Origin of the sequence: Streptomyces sp. NPDC002889 (assembly GCF_042888425.1) — a bacterium.
Classification (GTDB): Bacteria; Actinomycetota; Actinomycetes; order Streptomycetales; family Streptomycetaceae; genus Streptomyces.
Genome location: NZ_JBIAPT010000024.1, coordinates 96,742 through 116,249, shown reverse-complemented (window position 1 = coordinate 116,249; position 19,508 = coordinate 96,742). Strand labels below are relative to the sequence as shown.

General features: G+C 69.4%; 12 protein-coding genes. 9 read left to right on the top strand and 3 right to left on the bottom strand.

Annotation, left to right across the window (positions count from 1 at the left end):
- Positions 1-465: 465 nt before the first annotated feature.
- Complete coding sequence (locus tag ACFYWI_RS30095; RefSeq protein ID WP_389238531.1) at positions 466-1,029, bottom strand: hypothetical protein; 564 nt, start codon at positions 1,027-1,029, stop codon at positions 466-468.
- 118 nt (positions 1,030-1,147) lie between these two features.
- A complete protein-coding gene (locus tag ACFYWI_RS30090; protein ID WP_389238529.1) occupies positions 1,148-4,009 on the bottom strand; it encodes a hypothetical protein in 2,862 nt (953 codons plus the stop codon).
- Positions 4,010-4,494: 485 nt separating this feature from the next.
- On the opposite strand from ACFYWI_RS30090, the gene ACFYWI_RS30085 reads away from it, so the two are divergent.
- The 9 genes from ACFYWI_RS30085 (at position 4,495) to ACFYWI_RS30045 (ending at position 16,440) form a co-directional block, all read left to right on the top strand.
- Positions 4,495-5,523 carry a hypothetical protein gene (locus ACFYWI_RS30085; protein ID WP_389238527.1) on the top strand — a complete coding sequence of 343 codons (1,029 nt, stop codon included), beginning with the start codon at positions 4,495-4,497 and terminating at the stop codon, positions 5,521-5,523.
- 486 nt (positions 5,524-6,009) lie between these two features.
- The gene (locus ACFYWI_RS30080; RefSeq protein ID WP_389238525.1) at positions 6,010-9,387 is read left to right on the top strand and encodes a pyruvate carboxylase; all 3,378 of its coding nucleotides are present in this window, start codon (positions 6,010-6,012) and stop codon (positions 9,385-9,387) included.
- Between the two features lie 947 nt (positions 9,388-10,334).
- On the top strand, positions 10,335-10,742 hold the full coding sequence (locus tag ACFYWI_RS30075; protein WP_389238523.1) for a YciI family protein: 408 nt from the start codon (positions 10,335-10,337) through the stop codon (positions 10,740-10,742).
- Between the two features lie 8 nt (positions 10,743-10,750).
- Positions 10,751-11,908: an RNA polymerase sigma factor gene (locus ACFYWI_RS30070; RefSeq protein ID WP_389238570.1), complete on the top strand. Its 1,158-nt coding sequence runs from the start codon at positions 10,751-10,753 to the stop codon at positions 11,906-11,908.
- Between the two features lie 575 nt (positions 11,909-12,483).
- Entirely contained in the window at positions 12,484-12,666 is a 183-nt protein-coding gene (locus ACFYWI_RS30065; protein ID WP_389238521.1) for a hypothetical protein, read from the top strand.
- A gap of 218 nt (positions 12,667-12,884) precedes the next feature.
- Positions 12,885-13,454 carry a MauE/DoxX family redox-associated membrane protein gene (locus tag ACFYWI_RS30060; RefSeq protein ID WP_389238519.1) on the top strand — a complete coding sequence of 190 codons (570 nt, stop codon included), beginning with the start codon at positions 12,885-12,887 and terminating at the stop codon, positions 13,452-13,454.
- A gap of 24 nt (positions 13,455-13,478) precedes the next feature.
- Entirely contained in the window at positions 13,479-14,036 is a 558-nt protein-coding gene (locus ACFYWI_RS30055) for a hypothetical protein (RefSeq protein WP_389238517.1), read from the top strand.
- Positions 14,033-15,931, top strand: a complete 1,899-nt coding sequence (locus ACFYWI_RS30050) for an ABC transporter ATP-binding protein (protein ID WP_389238515.1) — start codon at positions 14,033-14,035, stop codon at positions 15,929-15,931. The genes ACFYWI_RS30055 and ACFYWI_RS30050 overlap by 4 nt, the downstream gene beginning before the upstream one ends.
- A 38-nt stretch (positions 15,932-15,969) precedes the next feature.
- Entirely contained in the window at positions 15,970-16,440 is a 471-nt protein-coding gene (locus ACFYWI_RS30045) for a S26 family signal peptidase (protein ID WP_389238568.1), read from the top strand.
- Positions 16,441-16,556: 116 nt separating this feature from the next.
- On the opposite strand, the gene ACFYWI_RS30040 is transcribed toward ACFYWI_RS30045, so the two are convergent.
- Positions 16,557-19,139 (bottom strand): ATP-binding protein, encoded by a 2,583-nt coding sequence (locus tag ACFYWI_RS30040; protein WP_389238513.1) that lies wholly within the window; start codon positions 19,137-19,139, stop codon positions 16,557-16,559.
- Positions 19,140-19,508 lie beyond the last annotated feature (369 nt).

The following is a 19,508-nucleotide window of genomic DNA, read 5'->3' as shown; positions in this document are numbered from 1 at the left end:
TCCCAGGTCCGTTCTCCGCCTGGCGATAACCCCGTCTCGCCCTGTCCGGTGCGGCAGTTCGGAGCCATTCGGATGCCCTGGAGAGGTCGACCTCTGGACGTCGCCGCGTTGGCCGGTCGGCGGATGAGGAGGTTGCCCGACGGTTCGTTCTGCTCGGCATAGGCCACGGAGATGGTGGTGATTGCCACGATCGGCCCCATTCTGGCGATCTTGCGCGGGATTTGTGCTCCGATCAGGCTAGTGAGGTACATCGGCAGTCCGACGCCGTTTTGCGCGAACACGACTGGTGCGCCAGGGAAGTTCGAGTCCCCCGGGGAGGCGGCCGCCCGCCTCCCCCGGGGCGATGCGGGCGGCCTCGCAGCGGTTCAGCGCCTCGAGGAGCCTCCTCGCCTGCCGGCCCTGGGCGGAGCAGGTTTTTCCTCGCCCCTCTTCTCGGTGCTCACCAGTGCCGGGTTGGCAAAGGCGTCAGTGATGCTGGGCGGGGGCGGAGGAGGAGACGGATCGGGAGGGGACTGAGGAGGAGGGGACGGGCTTCCCTGGTTCTCTTCGTCTGTCATGGCCATCAGTGTGCAGCAGAATGGCGGCCGTCGAGAGAGCGATCCCTGCCACGAGCGCCGTCAGGCTGATCGTCCATCGTCGTGCCTTGCGCCGGTGGGCCGCGCTGTTCTTCTCGAACATGCCTACCCGGGTGGCGGCCAGTTGCACCAGCGTCTCGCCCTTGGTCGATCGGGCATGGTGCTCCAGAACCTGTCGGGGTTCGATGTCCTCGTAGTCGGCGAGGTGGAAGACGGCCACCCCGAACCCGATGGCGACCGCGTAGGCCACGAAGGCCGCGCCCGCCAGCAGCGGTTGGGCGCTCCTCGAAGCCAGGAACTGAGCGGCAGTCGCGGCGAACCCCACCAGGAAGACGGCCTTGGTGTCGATCTTCGATCCCACGTCGGACTGCCGGGCCAGCCGCGACTCCAGCTCACTGTTGATCAGCTCCAGTGTCGGCTCCTGGGCGCTCAACTCCTGTGGTGTCATCGTCATGGGCCGAGACTAGAAGCCGAGCCTCCGCCGGCGTGCCGAATGGTGAAGTCCGTCCTGACTGCGCACAGGCAGGCACACGTGGCCCACGTTCCCGAGGCGGGCTCCCCTTCCGGTCGCCCTATTCGTATCGGCTCAACTGCCCCGATTCGAACCCCACAAGCACCATGCCGTCCCGCGTGACCAGCAATGAGGTGGCATCGGTGGCGGGCACGGCCAGCCGTCGCAGGGCGTCCTCGGGATGCAGCACAGTGATCCTCTCCTGCCCTTCGACGGCGAGGTAGGCGCCGTTGCCCGAGATCAGAGGCGACTGGAGTGACAGCAGCACGGACGCTCCCTTCTGGGGACCGGCTCTGGTCCTCGGTGTGTCGACCATATGCACCCTGTGGGTCGAGGGAGCGTGCACCCACACCCGGCTGCCCTGGTTGACCAGTTGGCGAGGGCTTCCAGGTACCCCGGTACGCGACCGGACCGCCAGGCTCTCCGCCTCGAGTTCGACCACCTCGTTGCCGGTGGTGAGGCTGACGTAGAGACGGCCCCGTGCGGCGGTGATGCCGTAGGGGTGGCCTTCCAGTCCGGCCCGACCGGCGGGCCTGCCGTTCTCGCGGGCCAGGGCGATGACACTGCCGTCCGCCGGCGAGGTGACCGCGACGTCCCGTCCGGCGAGTGCGAGAGCACGGACACCGGGGCCGACCGATCGTCGCCATACGGTGTGCCCGGTGCCGAGGTCCACTCGACCCACATGGCCGGTCGCGCCCGACACGTAATACGCCTGCCGTCCGTCGACGACGACGCTGTCCATCCAGTCGTCGGTCGTGGCGACCTGCTGGCCTCTCAAGCTGCTGTCCAGCCGCATCACATGACGGCCGGCGACGACGGCATAGACATCCGGCGAGCGTTGGTCCTGGGCCAGGGAGGTGACGGCGGCAGGCAGCGACACGGTCGTCACGTCCTCGCCGTAGTGTCCGAGGAGGAACGGGATCGGAGCCGCGACGACTCCGGCAGCAACCCAGGCGACGATCCAGATGTGGCGATACCACGGGCGGTACTCGGGAGCTTTGCCCGGCGCGTGGATCTGCACCTCGGGCGGGCGTGTGGGGTGTACGGCAGCCGCGGATCCAACTCCGCCGTGCGCGAGATGCAGGTAGCGGTCCAGTGTCTTCTGGAGTTCCGGATCGGCGACCTGTGCCGTCCCGGTGGCGGCAAGAGCAGCGACCTCCACGGCCGCCTCGTAGGCGACGTCGTTGGGGATCCGCCCAGTGATGACGACCGGCGACTCGTACGGCACCGTGACGGCCAGGACATCGGTGCCGGGGCGGGTGTGATCGAGCACCGTCCACTCGATGCCCAGGGCGTACCCGAGGACGGCCAGGCGCCTGCGCTGTTCCGCCCGGCTCACGGGCGGCAGCACGAAGATGGTCCGCCCCAACGCGCCCGCAGCTCTGATCTGGCGGATCTCCCAGAGCAGCGATTGCGACCGCCCGACGGTGACGCACAGCAGCTGTGACTGGGTGATGAGCCTGCGGACGCCGTCCCTCCACTCGTCCATGCCGAAACTGCGTCGGACGGCACCGAGGGCGGGCGGGAGCCGCTCGCCGACGCGGCTGAGTGCTTCCACGGGGCCGTGCTGGGCAAGTGCGGAGGTCGTGACCTCTTCGAATCGCTCGAAGCGGCGCAGGCACAGCCGCTCGAGCACCGATGCCCGGTCCAGGCGTCTGGCTCTCAGCATCCGCCGGTCGTCGGCGAACGAGCGCAGCAGCAGCACGGGCCGGCGCGGATCCTCTCTGGGGCGCCGGCGCAGGTGCCGCATGGCGATCCGGCGCACGAGGACGAACGGGACGAAGGACAGCAGCAGGATCACCAGGCCCAGGGCCCGGAGCAGGATTCCCCACTGGGTGGCGACGTAGTCGGATCCACCGGGGTTGACACCGAGCGCCTCGAAGACGGAGCCGGCGACGAAGAAGAGCGCCGCGAGGAGGACGAGGGCGGCCGACACGGCGACACCGAGCACGGCCCACAGCCTGCGGGGGCCGTCGAAGGCGGGTGGCCGCCATCGAGCGGGCCGGCGGCGGCGCACCAGCCACTCGATCAGGAGCACACAGGTGACGGTGCCCACGGCCATGGCGATCGTGGCCCAGATGCCCAGTCGCAGTTCTTCCGAGAGCCGGATCGCCCATGCATAGACGGCGAACCGGATCATGACCGCCGTGTTGCCGGCGGCCATGCGCAGCTTCAGGAGTCCGTCCACGGAAAGGGCGTCGTGCCGTCGCTGTCGCCGCGCCCACGGCCACAGGCGCCTCCAGGTGGAGCGGTCCCGGGCCAGTGCGATGAGCCCGAGGGTCGCCGGTGTGGCCACGGCCGCGCTCATCGCCGCCGTGTTGAGCGCGTTGCGTGTCGAGGGGAACGCGTCCTTGATCTGCGGCAGATCGGGAGCGACCGGCACACGGGTCAGTTGCCGCGTGAAGACGCCGCGCAGCAGAGCTTCGGTCTTCTCGGGCGCGTCCTTGCCTGCGACGCGTGCGTCGGTCACCACCGCGGTACGGCCCCTGACGTCGACGGCGCAAGCCGTCGCATAGGCCGCGCCTCGGCTCTCGAATCCGGCGTCGTCCGCCCCGGGGATGCCCAGCGACGTGCGCGGTGCGCAGGCACTGCGTGTTTCCTGCCGTGCGTAGCGATGATTGCGGGCTTCCACCAGCCGGATGTGGAGCGCTGCCGCACCGTCCGTGCTTTCCCAGGTACGTTGCCAGCCTCCGACCAGTGTCGCGTGACGGAGTTCGGCGCGGAACCGGCCCGATCCGACGAACAGCCCGGTGGTCGGAGGACCGTCCTGGACGGGTATCCAGGCGCTGTGAACCGGTAATTCGGTCAGTGGCAGATCAGCGGTCGCCAGCAGCCGCGATCGGACCTGGGGCTCCTTGTAGGGCGGGAGAAGAGCGTCCACCGGCGCCTGGCGGACGTCGCGCCCCCACGTCACGGCTGCCATCGCACACAGAAGGGCGACCAAGGACAGCAGTCTTCGGGCCACGAGCCCGCGCCGGAAGGACGTCACAGAGCACCCCACTCCCCCAATGCCTGGAGGTAACCGGCGATTGAGGAGAACTCTGCCAGGAAGCCGCTACCGCCGGAGGGCGAACGGAACCGCCGGCCGCCCGGGGAGATCCACCGAGGTCCGATCGCCGTGACGCACGGTCAGCTCATCGGAGTGACCACGCGGATGCTGTACGGCCCGAGTTCGCACGCCCACCGTGTCGGCCTCGCGGGCGACGTTCCCCGGGCCGACGTGCCGTACGACAGAGCCACCCGGAAGTTGCGGTGTTCCCGCTCCCACGACACGGGCTGCGCGGGACGGTTACGGAATCCGCATTCCCCAGCGCGGGCGACAAGTCGATGGATATCCTGATCTGGGGTTCCAGGTGGGGACGGACGTCGGCGCAGCCATTGCGTTCCGCCGCGGGGAAGGAATGCCGAATGCCCGACACGGAACGGCACACATTTCAACGGGAGACCGGGACGCGGGCCGTCGTCCTGCGACTGTGGCGGAGCATCGGCTGTTTCGGGCTTTTCAACATCATGATCCTGATGTTCATCATTGCGCTTTTCTCCGAGCGGAACGGCCCGACGATCCTCCCGATCTGCGTCTTCCTGCTCTTCACGGTAGGCGTGTTCAGGATGGTGTGGCTGTTGCGGTTCACGCCGAGCCCCCGAATCAAGGAGATCGACAATATCGCCCAGGGTCTGGTCGCATCAGGTGCGCGATACTGCCTGATCCTGCGGCCGTTCGGGTCTGCCGGGCATATCGTCGTGCGCAGCGGCAGGGGGCGGCGGACCCTGGCCCTGTCCGGAATGAAAGTTACCTCCACCATGGAACAGGTGGTTGCGAGAGCCTGGTCCGACGAGTACGGGTGCGAGGCGTACGCGGTGGTCGACCCGAACCTCGTCCTGGCCCCCGGCGGCCTCGTGTACATGAGGGCCGAGCACAGCGCATGGAAGAAACCGGTCGAAGAACTCATCACCGGGGCTCACTCGATCGTCCTGATCCTGCCGCCCCACCAGGAGATTCGCTCGTCCTCCTGGTGGGAGGTACGCAAGATCGTGGAACTGCAGCGCCTTGAGCGTCTGACAGTGGTGCTTCCGCCGTACGACGTGAAGAGGAACGGTCATGCTGAGGCGAGGAGGGAGTTGTGCAAGCTCCTTGCGGTGCTGGAGGACCCGCTCTGCCTTGTCAACCTCGCCGAGGGAACGGACCCTGTTTTCAACGGAGCCCGGGTCGACTACTACGCGGATAAACTCCTGCCGCCTCGGACACTCGGCGTGCACTTCTTCAGAAATCAGGGCACCTCTCTCGAACCGCAGGCCGACGGACCCGTTCTTTTCAATTTCGGCATCGGTGTCGACCAGAAATCATTCCTCTCGCGCAGGAAGAGGAAGGTGAGCGAATTCACCTATCGGCATCTGTTGCTCACGGCTTACCGGTCGGATGCCGAAGAATTACCCTGAGGTCGCACTCGGTGCCGGCAGGGCGCACCCCGCCGGGGACGAGAAGTGTTCCGATGAGACGAAAACGGATGGGCCGGCAGAGTCCGGATCACCTGGTCGTGGCCGGGTGGTCCGCCACGCGCGGCCACATACTCGGGTGCTGCACGCCGACAGGGGCTACGCCTACGGCCACCTACGACGTTGGCTCCGTTGCCGGGACATCACGCCGTACATCACGTGCAAGGGCATCGAGCCACTCGGGCGTCACCGGTGGGTGAGGTGGGTCCCTTCGACCGTGGGAGCATCACGGCCGAGAGGCAGCAGCGGGAGCGGGGCCATACGGCCGACAGCGACATCTGACCTGCCTGTCCGTGGCCGAGCCGGTGAGCGTGACACCGCTCACGATCTCGTCCGGAGTCGGCCGATACGGATACGGTGGCCAGCGCTCCACCGGATGCCACATCGCACGTTCTGAAGCCGCCCGCCCCAAGACGACAGGGGAGTTTGATGTTCGGCAAGGTATTGGTCGCCAACCGTGGTGAGATCGCGATCCGCGCCTTCCGCGCAGCGTTCGAGCTCGGTATCTCCACGGTGGCGGTGTTCCCTTACGAGGACCGCAACTCACTGCACCGCGCCAAGGCGGACGAGGCGTACCAAATCGGTGAACGCGGCCATCCCGTACGGGCCTATCTGTCGGTCGACGAGGTCATCACAGCGGCGCGCAAGGCGGGCGCCGACGCGATCTACCCCGGTTACGGGTTCCTCTCGGAGAACCCCGACTTGGCAGCAGCCTGCGCGGAGGCGGGGATCACCTTTGTGGGACCACCCGCGTCGGTCTTGCACCTGACGGGGAACAAGTCCCGCGCCGTCGCAGCGGCGCGGGAGGCCGGCGTTCCCGTGCTCAAGTCGTCGCAGCCGTCGACGGACGTGGACGCGCTGATCGCGGCCGCCGACGACATCGGTTTCCCCCTGTTCGTCAAGGCCGTCGCCGGCGGTGGCGGGCGGGGCATGCGCAGAGTGGCCGAACCCGGCGAGCTGAGGGAGTCGATCGACGCGGCGATGCGCGAGGCGCAGTCCGCGTTCGGCGACGCGACGGTGTTCCTCGAGCAGGCCGTGGTGAACCCGCGCCACATCGAAGTGCAGATCCTGGCCGACGCCCACGGCAATGTCGTGCACCTGTACGAGCGGGACTGCTCGGTGCAGCGGCGCCACCAGAAGGTCGTCGAGATCGCGCCCGCACCGAATCTGGACCCCCGGCTGCGCGAGCGTATCTGCGCCGACGCCGTCGCCTTCGCCCGCCACATCGGGTACGTGAACGCGGGCACCGTGGAGTTCCTCGTCGACGAACGCGGCAATCACGTCTTCATCGAGATGAATCCGCGTATCCAGGTGGAGCACACGGTGACCGAGCAGGTCACCGGCCGGGACCTGGTGATCGGGCAACTGCGCATCGCCGCCGGCATGTCTCTTCCCGAACTGCGCCTGACCCAGGACGACATCGTCCTGACCGGCACGGCCATGCAGTGCCGCATCACCACCGAGGATCCCGCCAACGGCTTCCGGCCCGATACCGGCACCATCTCCGCCTACCGCTCACCGGGCGGGCCCGGCGTCCGGCTCGACGGAGGCACGGTGCACACCGGCGCCGAGGTGTCCGCGCACTTCGACTCCATGCTGGTCAAGCTCACCTGCAACGGGCACGACTTCGCCAACGCCGCCCGTCGCGCGCGCCGCGCGATCGCCGAGTTCCGTATCCGGGGAGTGGCCACCAACCTGCCCTTCCTCGGTGCGGTGCTCGACCACCCCGAATTCCGTGCGGGCCGCATCACGACCAGCTTCATCGACCAGCATCCTGAGCTGATCCGGACCCGCCCCTCGGCCGACCGCGGCAGCCGCATGCTCAGCTACCTCGCCGAGACGACCGTCAACCGGCCCCACGGGCCCCGCCCGGACGTCATCGACCCCATCGACAAACTGCCTCCCACCTCCCTCGCCGCACCGGTGCCCGACGGCTCCCGGCAGCGCCTCGCTGCCCTCGGACCGGACGCCTTCGCGGCCGAACTCCGCCGTCAGCCGGCCGTCGCCGTCACGGACACCACCTTCCGTGACGCACATCAGTCCCTGCTCGCGACCCGAGTACGGACGCGCGATCTGCTGGCCGTGGCCCCGCACGTCGCGCGCACGGCGCCGCAGCTGCTGAGCCTGGAGTGCTGGGGCGGCGCGACCTATGACGTGGCGCTGCGATTCCTGGCCGAGGACCCCTGGGAGCGACTTGCGGCCATCCGCGAGGCGGTACCCAACATCTGCACGCAGATGCTGCTGCGCGGGCGCAACACCGTCGGCTACACGCCCTATCCGACGGAAGTGACCGAAGCATTCGTCGCCGAGGCCGCAGCGACAGGGATGGACATCTTCCGGATCTTCGACGCGCTCAACGACGTCTCGCAGATGCGCCCGGCGATCGACGCGGTACGAGCCACGGGCACGGCCCTTGCCGAAGTCGCCCTCTGCTACACCGCGGACCTGTCCGACCCCGCCGAATCGCTCTACACACTGGACTACTACCTGCGTCTGGCCGAGCAGATCGTCGAAGCGGGCGCGCATGTGCTGGCGATCAAGGACATGGCCGGACTGCTGCGCCCGCCGGCCGCCCGCACACTGGTGAAGGCGCTGCGTGAGCGGTTCGACCTTCCGGTGCACCTGCACACCCACGACACGGCCGGCGGGCAGCTCGCGACGCTGATCGCCGCGATCGACGCCGGGGTCGACGCGGTCGACGCCGCGGTCGCCTCGATGGCGGGGACCACCAGCCAGCCGTCGTTGTCGGCCCTGGTCGCGGCCACGGATCACACGGAGCGGGCGACCGGGCTGTCGCTGCAGGCCGTCGGGGATCTGGAGCCGTACTGGGAGGCGACGCGGAAGGTCTACGCGCCGTTCGAGTCGGGTCTCGCCTCGCCCACCGGCCGGGTGTATCACCATGAGATTCCCGGCGGGCAGCTGTCGAACCTGCGCCAGCAGGCCATCGCGCTGGGCCTGGGCGACCGCTTCGAGCTGATCGAGGACTGCTACGCGGCGGCGGACCGGATGCTGGGCCGGCTGGTGAAGGTGACTCCGTCGTCGAAGGTGGTGGGCGACCTCGCGCTGCATCTGGTCGGAGCCGGGGTCGAGGCCGCGGACTTCGAGTCCGACCCCGGCAAGTTCGACGTGCCGGACTCGGTGATCGGCTTTCTGCGCGGAGAGTTGGGCGACCCGCCCGGTGGCTGGCCCGAGCCGTTCCGCACGCGCGCGCTGAACGGGCGCCCGCCGCGGGCGCAGGTGCCCACGCTGTCCACCGAGGACCGGCGCGGTCTGCAGGAGACGCGCAGGGCGACGCTGAACCGGCTGCTGTTCCCGGGCCCCACCAAGGAGTTCGAAGCTCACCGCGAAGTCTACGGCGACACGTCCGTGCTGCCCACGCGGGACTTCTTCTACGGCCTGGAACCGGAGACCGAGCACACGGTCACCCTCGAGCCCGGCGTCACCCTGCTGATTGAGCTGGAGGCCATCTCCGAGGCCGACGAACGCGGCTTGCGTACGGTGATGGCCACGCTCAACGGGCAGCTGCGGCCCGTGTCGGTGCGTGACACGTCCGTCGCCACGGAGGTGAAGGCGGCGGAGAAGGCCGAGCGGGGCAACGACCGCCATGTCGCGGCGCCGTTCGCCGGAGTGGTCACGCTGCAGGTGGAGGAGGGCACGTTGGTGTCGGCCGGCCAGACGGTGGCCACAATCGAGGCGATGAAGATGGAGGCGTCCATCACCGCACAGTCCTCCGGCACGGTACGCCGACTCGCGATCGGCAAGATCCAGCAGGTCGAGGCGGGCGACCTGCTCATCGATATCGGCTGACGGGACCGCCGTAGCGTCGGCCCGCCGGTTCGAAACCGGCGGGCCGACGCGATGGACGCCAGGTCGGGTGCGCCAGCCGTCCGACGCGTTGGCGAACGTGGTCACCCACGGGGCGGTACCCGATCCGGTGGCGCACGACTCCGCCCGTGGACCTGCTGTCGCTCAGGCGTTCGCGTTCATCTCGTACGGCAAGGTCAGCCACTTTCCAGGCAGCTGCGCGACCAACGCCGCTTGGCCGGCTGATGTGATGCAGCCGGGCCTGCGACGGCGTTGACCTTTGCCGGCTCTTCGTAGATCAGCCTGGGTCGGCTCGTTCGGCTGATCGAGACGTGGTCGACGGCCGCCGGTAGGGGCGGGTGCCGTCTGCGGCGAGCTTGGCCCGCGGCGGCGCGAAGTCGTGCTCCTCGGTCCAGGTCCCTCGACGACACGAGGGTTCGGGGCGGCGCCAGATCCGCTTGCGCCACCGCACCCGCACCGGCGTGCCGAAGGACGGGGCGTCGTGCAGGGCCTGGACGTGCCGGCCCGTGGCCGACCGCGACCACCCCCGCAGTCCGGACAGCCGGTCGGATCGGCGGCGGACTCGACGTCCAGCATCACCAGGCCCTGTCCACCGCCGACGTCGGGATCGTGGGTGACGTCGAGGACGTGCATGCCCTCCACGCCGGACACCTCATCGGTCCGAGCGCACCACGATGCGCCCGGACCACACGTAGTGACGCACGCGAGGCCTTCTCTTGATTCAGTTGCTTGGTCGCTGCTGATCTTGGAAGGCCTCGCTCCGTCTCGCCCTCGCGCCACGCCGTGGACCCGGACACCGCGAGACGGCGCACCCAGGCTCATCTACGAGAGCCAAAAAATCTGACGGCGATGTCGAGAACCCGTGGCCGGCTCCGTCCCCGCAATGAACGCGACAACAATGGGTCGCACCAGCACCGAGGAGAAACACGATGGCCAAGTACTTGCTGCTCAAGCACTACCGCGGCGCCCCGGCTTCGGTCAACGACGTGCCCATGGACCAGTGGACACCGGAGGAGATCTCGGCCCACGTGCAGTACATGCACGACTTCGCGGCCCGGCTCGAGGGGACCGGCGAGTTCGTCGACAGTCAGGCGCTCGCCCCCGAGGGGATGTTCCTCCGGTACGACGGCGAGGGTCGTCCGCCGGTCACCGACGGCCCATTCGCCGAGACCAAGGACCTCATCGCCGGCTGGATGGTGATCGACGTCGACAGCTACGAGCGCGCCATCGAGCTGGCCGGGGAGCTGTCGGCCGCCCCTGGGGCGGGCGGGGAGCCGATCCACGAGTGGCTCGAGGTGCGCCCGTTCCTGGCCGCGCCGCCCACCATCACGGAGTGACCTCCGAGGTGAACGAGGTCCTGCTCCGGAGCCTCACGCCGAGCGTGCTCGCGATCCTCGTCCGCCGCGGAGCCGACTTCGCGGCGGCCGAGGACGCCGTGCAGGACGCGCTGGTCGAGGCGGTCCGCGTCTGGCCGGCCGACCGGCCGCGGGACCCGAAGGGGTGGCTGGTCACCGTGGCCTGGCGCCGGTTCCTCGACGCGACCCGGGCGGACGCCGCCCGCCGCCGGCGTGAGGACCTCGTCGACGAGGAGCCGGCGCCAGGGCCCACGCCGGCGGTGGACGACACGCTCCAGCTCTACTTCCTGTGCGCCCACCCGTCGCTGACGCCGCCGTCCGCGGTCGCGCTCACGCTCACGCTCACGCTGCGCGCCGTCGGCGGGCTGACCACCCGCCAGATCGCCCAGGCCTACCTGGTGCCAGAGGCGACCATGGCGCAGCGCATCAGCCGGGCCAAGCGCACCGTCTCCAGCGTGCGGTTCGACCAGCCCGGCGACGTCGCCACCGTGCTGCGCGTCCTCTACTTGGTCTTCAACGAGGGCTACTCCGGCGACGTCGACCTCGCCGCCGAGGCCATCCGGCTCACCCGGCAGCTCGCGTCCGCGATCGACCACCCCGAGGTGGCGGGGCTGCTCGCCCTCATGCTGCTCCACCACGCCCGGCGCGCCGCCCGGACCGCGCCCGACGGCAGCCTGGTGCCGCTCGCCGAGCAGGACCGCGGCCGGTGGGACACTGAGTCGATCGCCGAGGGCGTCGAGATCCTGCAGGCGGCCCTCGCCCGCGACCGGCTGGGCGAGTTCCAGGCTCAGGCCGCCATCGCGGCACTCCACGCCGACGCGCCCACCACCGAGGAGACCGACTGGGTGCAGATCGTCGAGTGGTACGACGAGCTCGCACGCCTGACCGACAGCCCGATCGTCCGGCTCAACCGCGCGGTGGCCGTCGGCGAGGCCGACGGACCGCGCGCCGGCCTGGCGGCGCTTGCGGCGCTGGACAACTCACTGCCCCGCCACGCCGCGGTGGCGGCGTACCTCCACGAGCGCGACGGCGACCTGGCGACGGCGGCACGGCTGTACGCCGAGGCGGCCCACAAGGCACCCAACCTCGCCGAGCGCGACCACCTGACGCGCCAGGCCGCCCGGCTCAACGCCCGCCGGTGTCGCTGACGGGTCGCGCTCGGATTTTCCCGCAGCATATGGAGCGGCCCCGTGGCCGGAGCGGTCGCCTCAAAGTGAGCAGGCGGGTCGAGACCAGCTGCACGACGCCTTGCCGGCGGGAAGGCTCAGCGGCGAACGACAGGCGCGCTGGAGGCGTGGTGTCTCATTGGACCTGCCCGGTGGAGGTGAGCTATCAGCGACGGTTCGGCTGCCCGAAGAGCGGCTCACCGGGGCTCATCCACGAAGAGCCCCTTTGCCGAGCCTGCGCCGTCGAGGGGCAGCGCAGGCGGATCCACCGCCCCGCCCGCGACGTACGCCTGTGACCAGCGCCGGAACGGATGAATGGTGCTGACGGTCACTCAGCGGCGAGTGTCCCGCACAGTCCCGAACACCTCCGGCTGTTGTCCCCGGCCGCCTCTCGTCGAAGACTCGCTATTGCCCGGCCGCACCAGACTTTTGGCCGGCGGAACGGGTGGGGCGCACCTCAGATTCGTCATGGGCGGGCCAGCGGCAGGTGCGGTCCGGCGCCCCGGCGCAATCGCCAATGAAGGATCCGACGGAAGGGACACCACGAGATGAAGATCATGCGCGGGTTCGCTGACCGCATGCTGGAACGCCTGGTGCCGCAGGAGACAGCGAGTGCGTGCACCGGTTACTGGATCCCCCGGTGCATCAACGGCAGGTGTGCGAACTACAGCAACTACACGCAGCGTGTCTGGTCCTGCAACCTGAACAGGCGCGAGTTCCTGTACTGCGGCTGCTCGTGAACGTGCCGGACCGCCCGGCCACATGAGCCCGGGCGGAGCTGAAGGCAGCCGCCGTCCCTACGCAGCCTCGAGGCACATGCGATTCCAGTGCTCCGTACGCACCGGACGCAACATCCGCTGCGGCTGCGAGAGGCCCGCTCCGCTCGGGCACCCAGCACACACGGCGCCGTGGTCCGGCCTCGCCGAGGCCGGACCACGGTCCTTCCCCGGGAGATCCTGTGGAATTCGTCTCGGCAACATGCCAAGCCTTGCTCGTTCTCGTCTTCGGAACCGCTGTCTTCGGAAAGGCCCGCAGCGCGACGTCGTTCGCCGCGTTCAGGGAAGCCGTCGTGACACTGGGCCGTGTACCCGCCGCTCGGGCGGGTGCCCTGGCGGCCGGGATCGTCTCCGCGGAGGCGGTGATCGTGGTTCTCCTGGCCGTTCCGTGGCCGCCCGGCGTCAGTCTGCCGAGGTCGATCGGTCTGCCGGCCGCGATCGGTCTGCTGTGCTCGTTCACCTTCGCGATCGTCCGTGCCCGGCGCGGTGGGGAAACGGTGTCCTGCCGGTGCTTCGGCACTTCGGCCGGCCCACTGGGGCGGGTCCAACTCCTGCGCAACGCCTTGCTGATCGCGGCCGCGACCGCGGCGCTCCCGGGCACGGCACACACCGGACACCTGTCTTGGCAAGCCCATTTCGCTGCCTGGCTGTGCGGCTTCACGGTCGCTCTCGTCCTGGTGGTCGGGGACGAGTTGGCAGCCCTGCTGCGACGACGGCCCCATCCCGTCTCCCCGGCCCACGTGAATCTCTGACCCTCCAACCCGGAAGAGGCTCCCATGGTCTATCTGGCCATAGCCCTCGTGGCCGTCGCCGCCCTGTGCGCAGTGGACCTGATGCTGACACTCGCCGTTCTTCGCCGGCTCCGTGACCGTCCTGCCTCGTCCCCCGCCCTCACCGAGGAAGGCGGTATCTCCGTCGGGGCGGCCGTGGCACCCTTCAGCACCCAGTGTGCCGAGGGCGCACGGCTCACGGAGAGGGATCTTGCCGACGGTGCGGTGGTCGCGTTCTTCACGACAGGCTGCCAACCGTGCCGGGACAAACTGCCCGACTTCGTCGAGAACGCCGCCCCTCTCCAAGGCCGCCGCCAGGTGATCGCCGTTGTGGTGTCGCCGAGTGGCGGAGCACACGATGAGACGGAGGCACTGGAGATGGCCGAACAGCTCGCGGTCGTCGCGCGGGTGGTACGGGAAAGTCCCCAGGACCCTTGTACGACCGCGTTCGGAGTCCGGGCCTTCCCCTCCCAGTTCGCCGTATCGGCTCCGCACGGGGAGCCTCCCACCGTCGCCGCTGTGGGGGACGCGGTCCTCGCCGCCCTGCCGGTCCGGTCGGCATGAGCCCCGCCCGGGGGGCCACCTCCCCGCCCGGTCCTCAGCCGTTCGCCCGCGCGGTGAGGCTGGCCCTCGGTGTCGCCGTCCGCGCCAATCCCTGGGCACTGATCGGTCATCTGGCGGTGACCCTGGTTTCCGCCGCAGCGCCCGTTGTGGTCACCTGGCGGGTCAAGGACATCCTGGACGGGCTCGCCGAAGGCGCCGGCGTGCGACAGGTCTCCGCCCCTGCCTTCTCCCTGGCCGTCACCGGTGCGGTGATGGCTTTCGCTCCTCAGCTCACCGGCTACCTCCAGGGCAGGATGACACGTGCGACCAGTCTGCTCGTCCAGGAGCGGCTGCATTCCTCGGTCGACACCTTCGTGGGACTGCGCCGTTTCGAGGACCCCGAGTTCCTGGACCAGCTGAGGCTGGCGCAGCATGCCGGGGGGCTGGCTCCGTTCCAGGTGGTGCAGGGGGCGGCGGGCATCGTCCGCAGCGCCGTGCTCCTCGTCGGCTTCATAGGTTCCCTCGCGGTGCTCCATCCGGGGCTGGCCGTCATCGTCTCGCTCTCCGGCATCCCCGTGCTCTGGGCGGAGGTCATGCTCAGCCGCCAACGAGCTGCCACCTTCTGGGAGATCAGCCCGACCGAGCGTCGGGAAATCTTCTACGCGACACTGTTGTCGAGCGTGGAGGCCGCGAAGGAGATCCGGCTCTACGGCATCGGGAGCCTCCTGCGGGAGCGGCTCCTGTCCGAGCGTCGCAAGGCCGATGCCCTACGGGAGTTGATGGACCGCAGGGAACTGCGCGTGCAGTCCTCCTTGCAGATCGCCGCTGCTGTCCTCGCCGGAGCCGCACTGCTGTGGGCGGTCCGCTCCGCCGCACGAGGCACTATGACGGTCGGCGACGTCTCTCTGCTCCTGACCGCTGTCCCCGCTGTCCAGAGCGGCATCGGCGGGCTCGCCAGCGAGACGGGGCAGGCGCATCACTCACTCATGATGTTCCGCCACTACATGGGCGTGGTCGGACTCGGTCCCGATCTCCCCACTCCCCCTCACGCGAGCCCGGCCCCGCCCCTGCGCGACGCCGTCGAGTTCCAGGACGTCTGGTTCCGCTACGAGGAAGGAATGCCCTGGGTCCTGCGAGGCGTCGACCTGCGGATAGAAGCCGGGAAGGCACTGGCTCTCGTAGGGATCAACGGTTCCGGTAAGTCGACCTTGGTGAAGCTGCTGTGTCGGTTCTACGATCCCACCCGCGGCCGCGTCCTGTGGGACGGCACCGACCTTCGCGACATCCCGCCCGCGGAACTCCGCCGGCGCATCGCGGCCACATTCCAGGATCCGATGCGCTACGAACTCACCGCCCGAGAGAACATCGGCGTCGGGGACCCGAGCGCCCTCGACACGACCCACCGGTGCGAAGAAGCGGCTCGGCTGGCCGGTCTGCACGAGGAGATCTCGCGTCTGTCGCACGGCTACGCAACCCTGCTCAGCCGTACGTTCCGGGATGAGGACGAGAACGGTGCCGGGGCAGAGTTGTCCGGTGGGCAGTGGCAACGGATGGGCCTCGCACGGTCGTTCCTCCGCTCGGACGCCGACCTGCTGATCCTCGATGAACCCAGTTCGGGTCTGGACGCGGATGCCGAGTACGAGATCCACACGCGGCTGCGGGCCCGCCGAGCCGGACGTACCAGCGTGCTGATCTCACACCGTCTGGGTGCGGTCAAGGACGCCGACACCATCGCCGTACTGGAAGGCGGACGTATCACCGAACTCGGTGACCACCAGCAGCTCCTGGGGCATGGCGGCACGTACCACCGGCTGTTCACCCTGCAGTCCCGTGGCTACCGCGAGCCGCACGACGGCACCGGGGACGGCGGTGAAGACGCGGTCCACGCCCTTTCCCTTCCCCGCCACGGCTCATGAAACAGCCGGCGGACAAACGTCTCATCCACGCGGTGACCATGTCCGCCACCACCGTCGCGGCCCTCGCCGTGGCGACGCCGCACTTTCTCCGCCGTCACTGCACACTGCTCGACGTCACCGGCTCCAGCATGCTGCCCACCTACCGCGAAGGTGACCGGCTGCTGGCCGTCAAAGTGCCGGCACGCCTGGTGCGCCGGGGGTCAGCCGTCGCGATCCGGATGCGAGCGGCTCCCGACCTGGACACCGCCGATGGCTTCCCCCCTGGCATCCTCGTCCCCACCTGTCTGATCAAACGTGTTGCCGCTCTTCCAGGCGACCGGGTGCCGGGCCCTTCCTCCGCCCCGGGTGTGGTACCCGCCCGGCATGTGTTCGTTCTGGGGGACAACCCCGAGGCCAGTTACGATTCGCGCCATACCGGACCAGTCCCGTTCGACCTTCTCACCGCGGTGGTCCTGTGCCGGGTCCGCCAGGGAGCCGGCGCACGGACAGCGGCCATCAGCGCACGGTGAAGCCGTTCACCCGTCCCTGCCCCGGCCCACGAACGCCGGAGCGGGGACGGGGCCGCTCCCGGTACGGGCCCCTGGGACACCGCCACGAGAGGTACCGTCCCGAAGAGGACGAACGTTCAAGAGCCGCCGTCCCAGGCTGTGCGCGCCTTGATGGCCTCGTTCTGGGCCCGGGTGGCGGCCGCCTGATCGCCGGCCAGTTCATGTGCCTTTGCCAGGGTGTCCAGGCCGACCGCCAGCCAGGTGCGGGCGCCGATCTGCCGCCACAGCGTCACCGCGGCTTCAGCACGGCGAAGAGCCGGGGCCGGACGTCCGACTGCCAGTTGCGCCTCCGCCAGCGCGTACAGCGTCGCCGCCTCCCCCCACTGGTTGCCGAATTCGCGGTAGGACCAAAGGCTTCGGGCCAGCAATCGGCGCCCCTCCAGATGCGCGCCCTGTCGCACCAGGACGTCACCGAGCCAGCAGGTCGCGTGGGTGGCGCTGAGCCGGTCGCCGAGGTCCTCACTGATGGAGGCGGCCAGCCGGAAGGCTTCGGCGGCGGGCTGATGGGCACCGAGTGCGCGGTGGCTCTGTCCCAGGCATCGCAGGGCCTGGGCCTCGCCGGGCCGGTAGCCCTCGCCCCGGCTCAACCGCAGACATTCCGTGAAGCGCTCCATGGCCGCCTCGACACGGCCCTGCTCAAGGCCGATGACACCGACGCCGTTGGTCGCGTAGACGAGGCAGTTGACGTTTCCTGCAGCTCGGGCCAGCTCGGCGGCCTGTTCGAAGTGGCGCACGGCCAAGGAGTACTGGCCGAGCAACCGGTGCACGTACGCCAGCCCTGCCGTGGCACTGGCCCGGTAGGTCGGTCCCTGCCCCTCTGCGAAAAGCAGCGCCTGCTCGAAGTGGCCCAGCGCCTCCGGGTACCGGTCGAGGATGGTGGTGAGCTCGCCGAGACACCGATGAAGCTGGGAGGCGCTACGCATGTCTCCCACGTGCAGCGCCGCTTTGAGCGCCCGGTCCTGAAGCCGCTCCCAGTCGTCGAAGTGGCTGCCGACCTGGAACAGTGTCGTCAGCGCTGTGGCCAGCCCGGCCGCCGGTGCGACCTCTGTTCTGTCAAGTGCCTGGTTCGCCACGTCGATGAGGAACTGACGTTCCTCGTTGAACCAGGCCAGCGGGTCGACCAACAACTGTTCGGTGTCCGTTGTGGAGAGCCGCCAGGCCGCGAGGTCGGCCTGCGAGATGCCTTGGAAGTCGACGCTGAGCGTGTCCGCAGCGAGGTCGGCGAGGTGCAGGCTCGCGCCGAGCAGCCGGGTGAGCGCGGCAGTCCGGTCCTGTCGATCGACCTCCTTCCCGGCTCGCTCCCGGCCGAGCAACCGCACGAGGTCGTGCAACTGGTAGCGAAACTCGGTGCCGCCGACCGAACCGACCCCCACGAGATGTACCTCGATCAGGTCATCGAGCAGGTTCTCCGCCTCGGACAGGCCTACGTCCAGCAGCGCGGCCAGGGCCCAGGCGCCGAAGTCGGGTCCAGGGAGCAGCGCGAGCATCCGCAGCGCGTGCCGCGCGGTGGCGGCCATCCCGTGGTAGGTGAGTTCGAGGCTGGCCCGTACGGCGATGTGGCCGACGGCCAACTCGTCCAGCTTGCGCTGCTCGTCGGCGAGCGCGCGGGCGACTTTGGCCAGTGGCCAGTGCGGTCGTGCGGCCAGGCGTGCCCCGGCAACCCACACCGCGAGGGGAAGTCCGTCGCAGGTGTCCACGATGGAGCGGGCCCAGTCGGACTCTGCGGCGGTCCGCTCCGACCCCAGCATCTCGCGCAGCAGGGCGATCCCTGTCGCGGAGTCCAGAACACCCAGGGGAAGTCGGTGACCGCTCAGCTCCGCCAGCATGGTTCTGCTGGTAACGACGGCTGCGCAGCGCGCGCCGTTGGGCAGGAGGTCCCTCACCTGCTGGGCATCGGCCGCATTGTCCAGGACGACGAGCACCTGCCGCTGGGCAAGGAGGGTGCGGTAGAGATGGATCCGGCCGATCAGCTCCGGGGGGACGGCCCCACCGCGTACGCCGAGCGCGCGAAGGAATGTCCCCAGAACCGTGAACGGCTCGGCCGGCTCGTCGCCGAATCCCCGCAGGTCCACATAGAGCTGGCCGTCCGGGAAGCGGGAAGCCACAAGATGTCCGGTACGCACGGCGAAGGCCGTCTTACCCACACCGGCAGGGCCGGTGACCAACAGGGTCACCGGCCCGGACACTTCCTGATCGAGCAGCCGACAGGCCTGGCTCAGCTCATGTTCCCGGCCGACGAACAACGAAGGATTCCCCGGAAGCAGACGAGGGGCGAGCTGCCGTCCGATCGTCCCGCCCTGATCCTCGTGACCCAACTCGATGAGGTGATCCGCCCGATCCGGAACCTGCCCGGACAGTCCCGGCAAGGACGCGGAATCGTCTCGCAGTGCCAAGACGCAGCGCGCCTCAGCCCATTCCTTCACCGTGGCGGCGTCACCACCGCATGCCCGGACCAGCGCCACGACCAGTTCCTCACTCGGCAACGAGGCCCGGTTGAGCGCGCTCGCGGCGGTGCTCACCGGCAGGCTCTCGCCCACCTTCCTGGCCTTGCGCTCCAAGTCCCGGTAGGAGAGGCCTGACCGGGTCTTCACCGCGCGCAGCAAAGCGACGAACTCCACAGCGGTGCGGACCGCACTGGGCCCGGGTAACGGCGTAGCCACAAAGCGTCATGCTAGTGAGGCCGACGGCTGTGAGACCATCCTGAATCGCGCCGAACGCCTGCGTCGAAGAACCGCCCCTCGCAACCATCAGTCCACTCGCCTGATTGCGAGAGTGGCGGTAACCGGCCACCCACCGCGACCGCCCGCCCCGGGCCCCCGGCGGGCGGAGAAGTCGCGGTGGGTCGTCCATCACCTCGACAGGATCCTTTCCGGACCGACCGGATGCCGGACCCGGCCGACACCGAGACAGCCTCCCGCCGATGCGGGCGCCGCTCGCACCGAAGCCGAATCCGTCGTTGCACCCATCCTGGAGCGGGCGCTCCGCGCACCGGGTGCCCGCCGTCCGCAGTTGGCCGCGGGCAAGTGCCC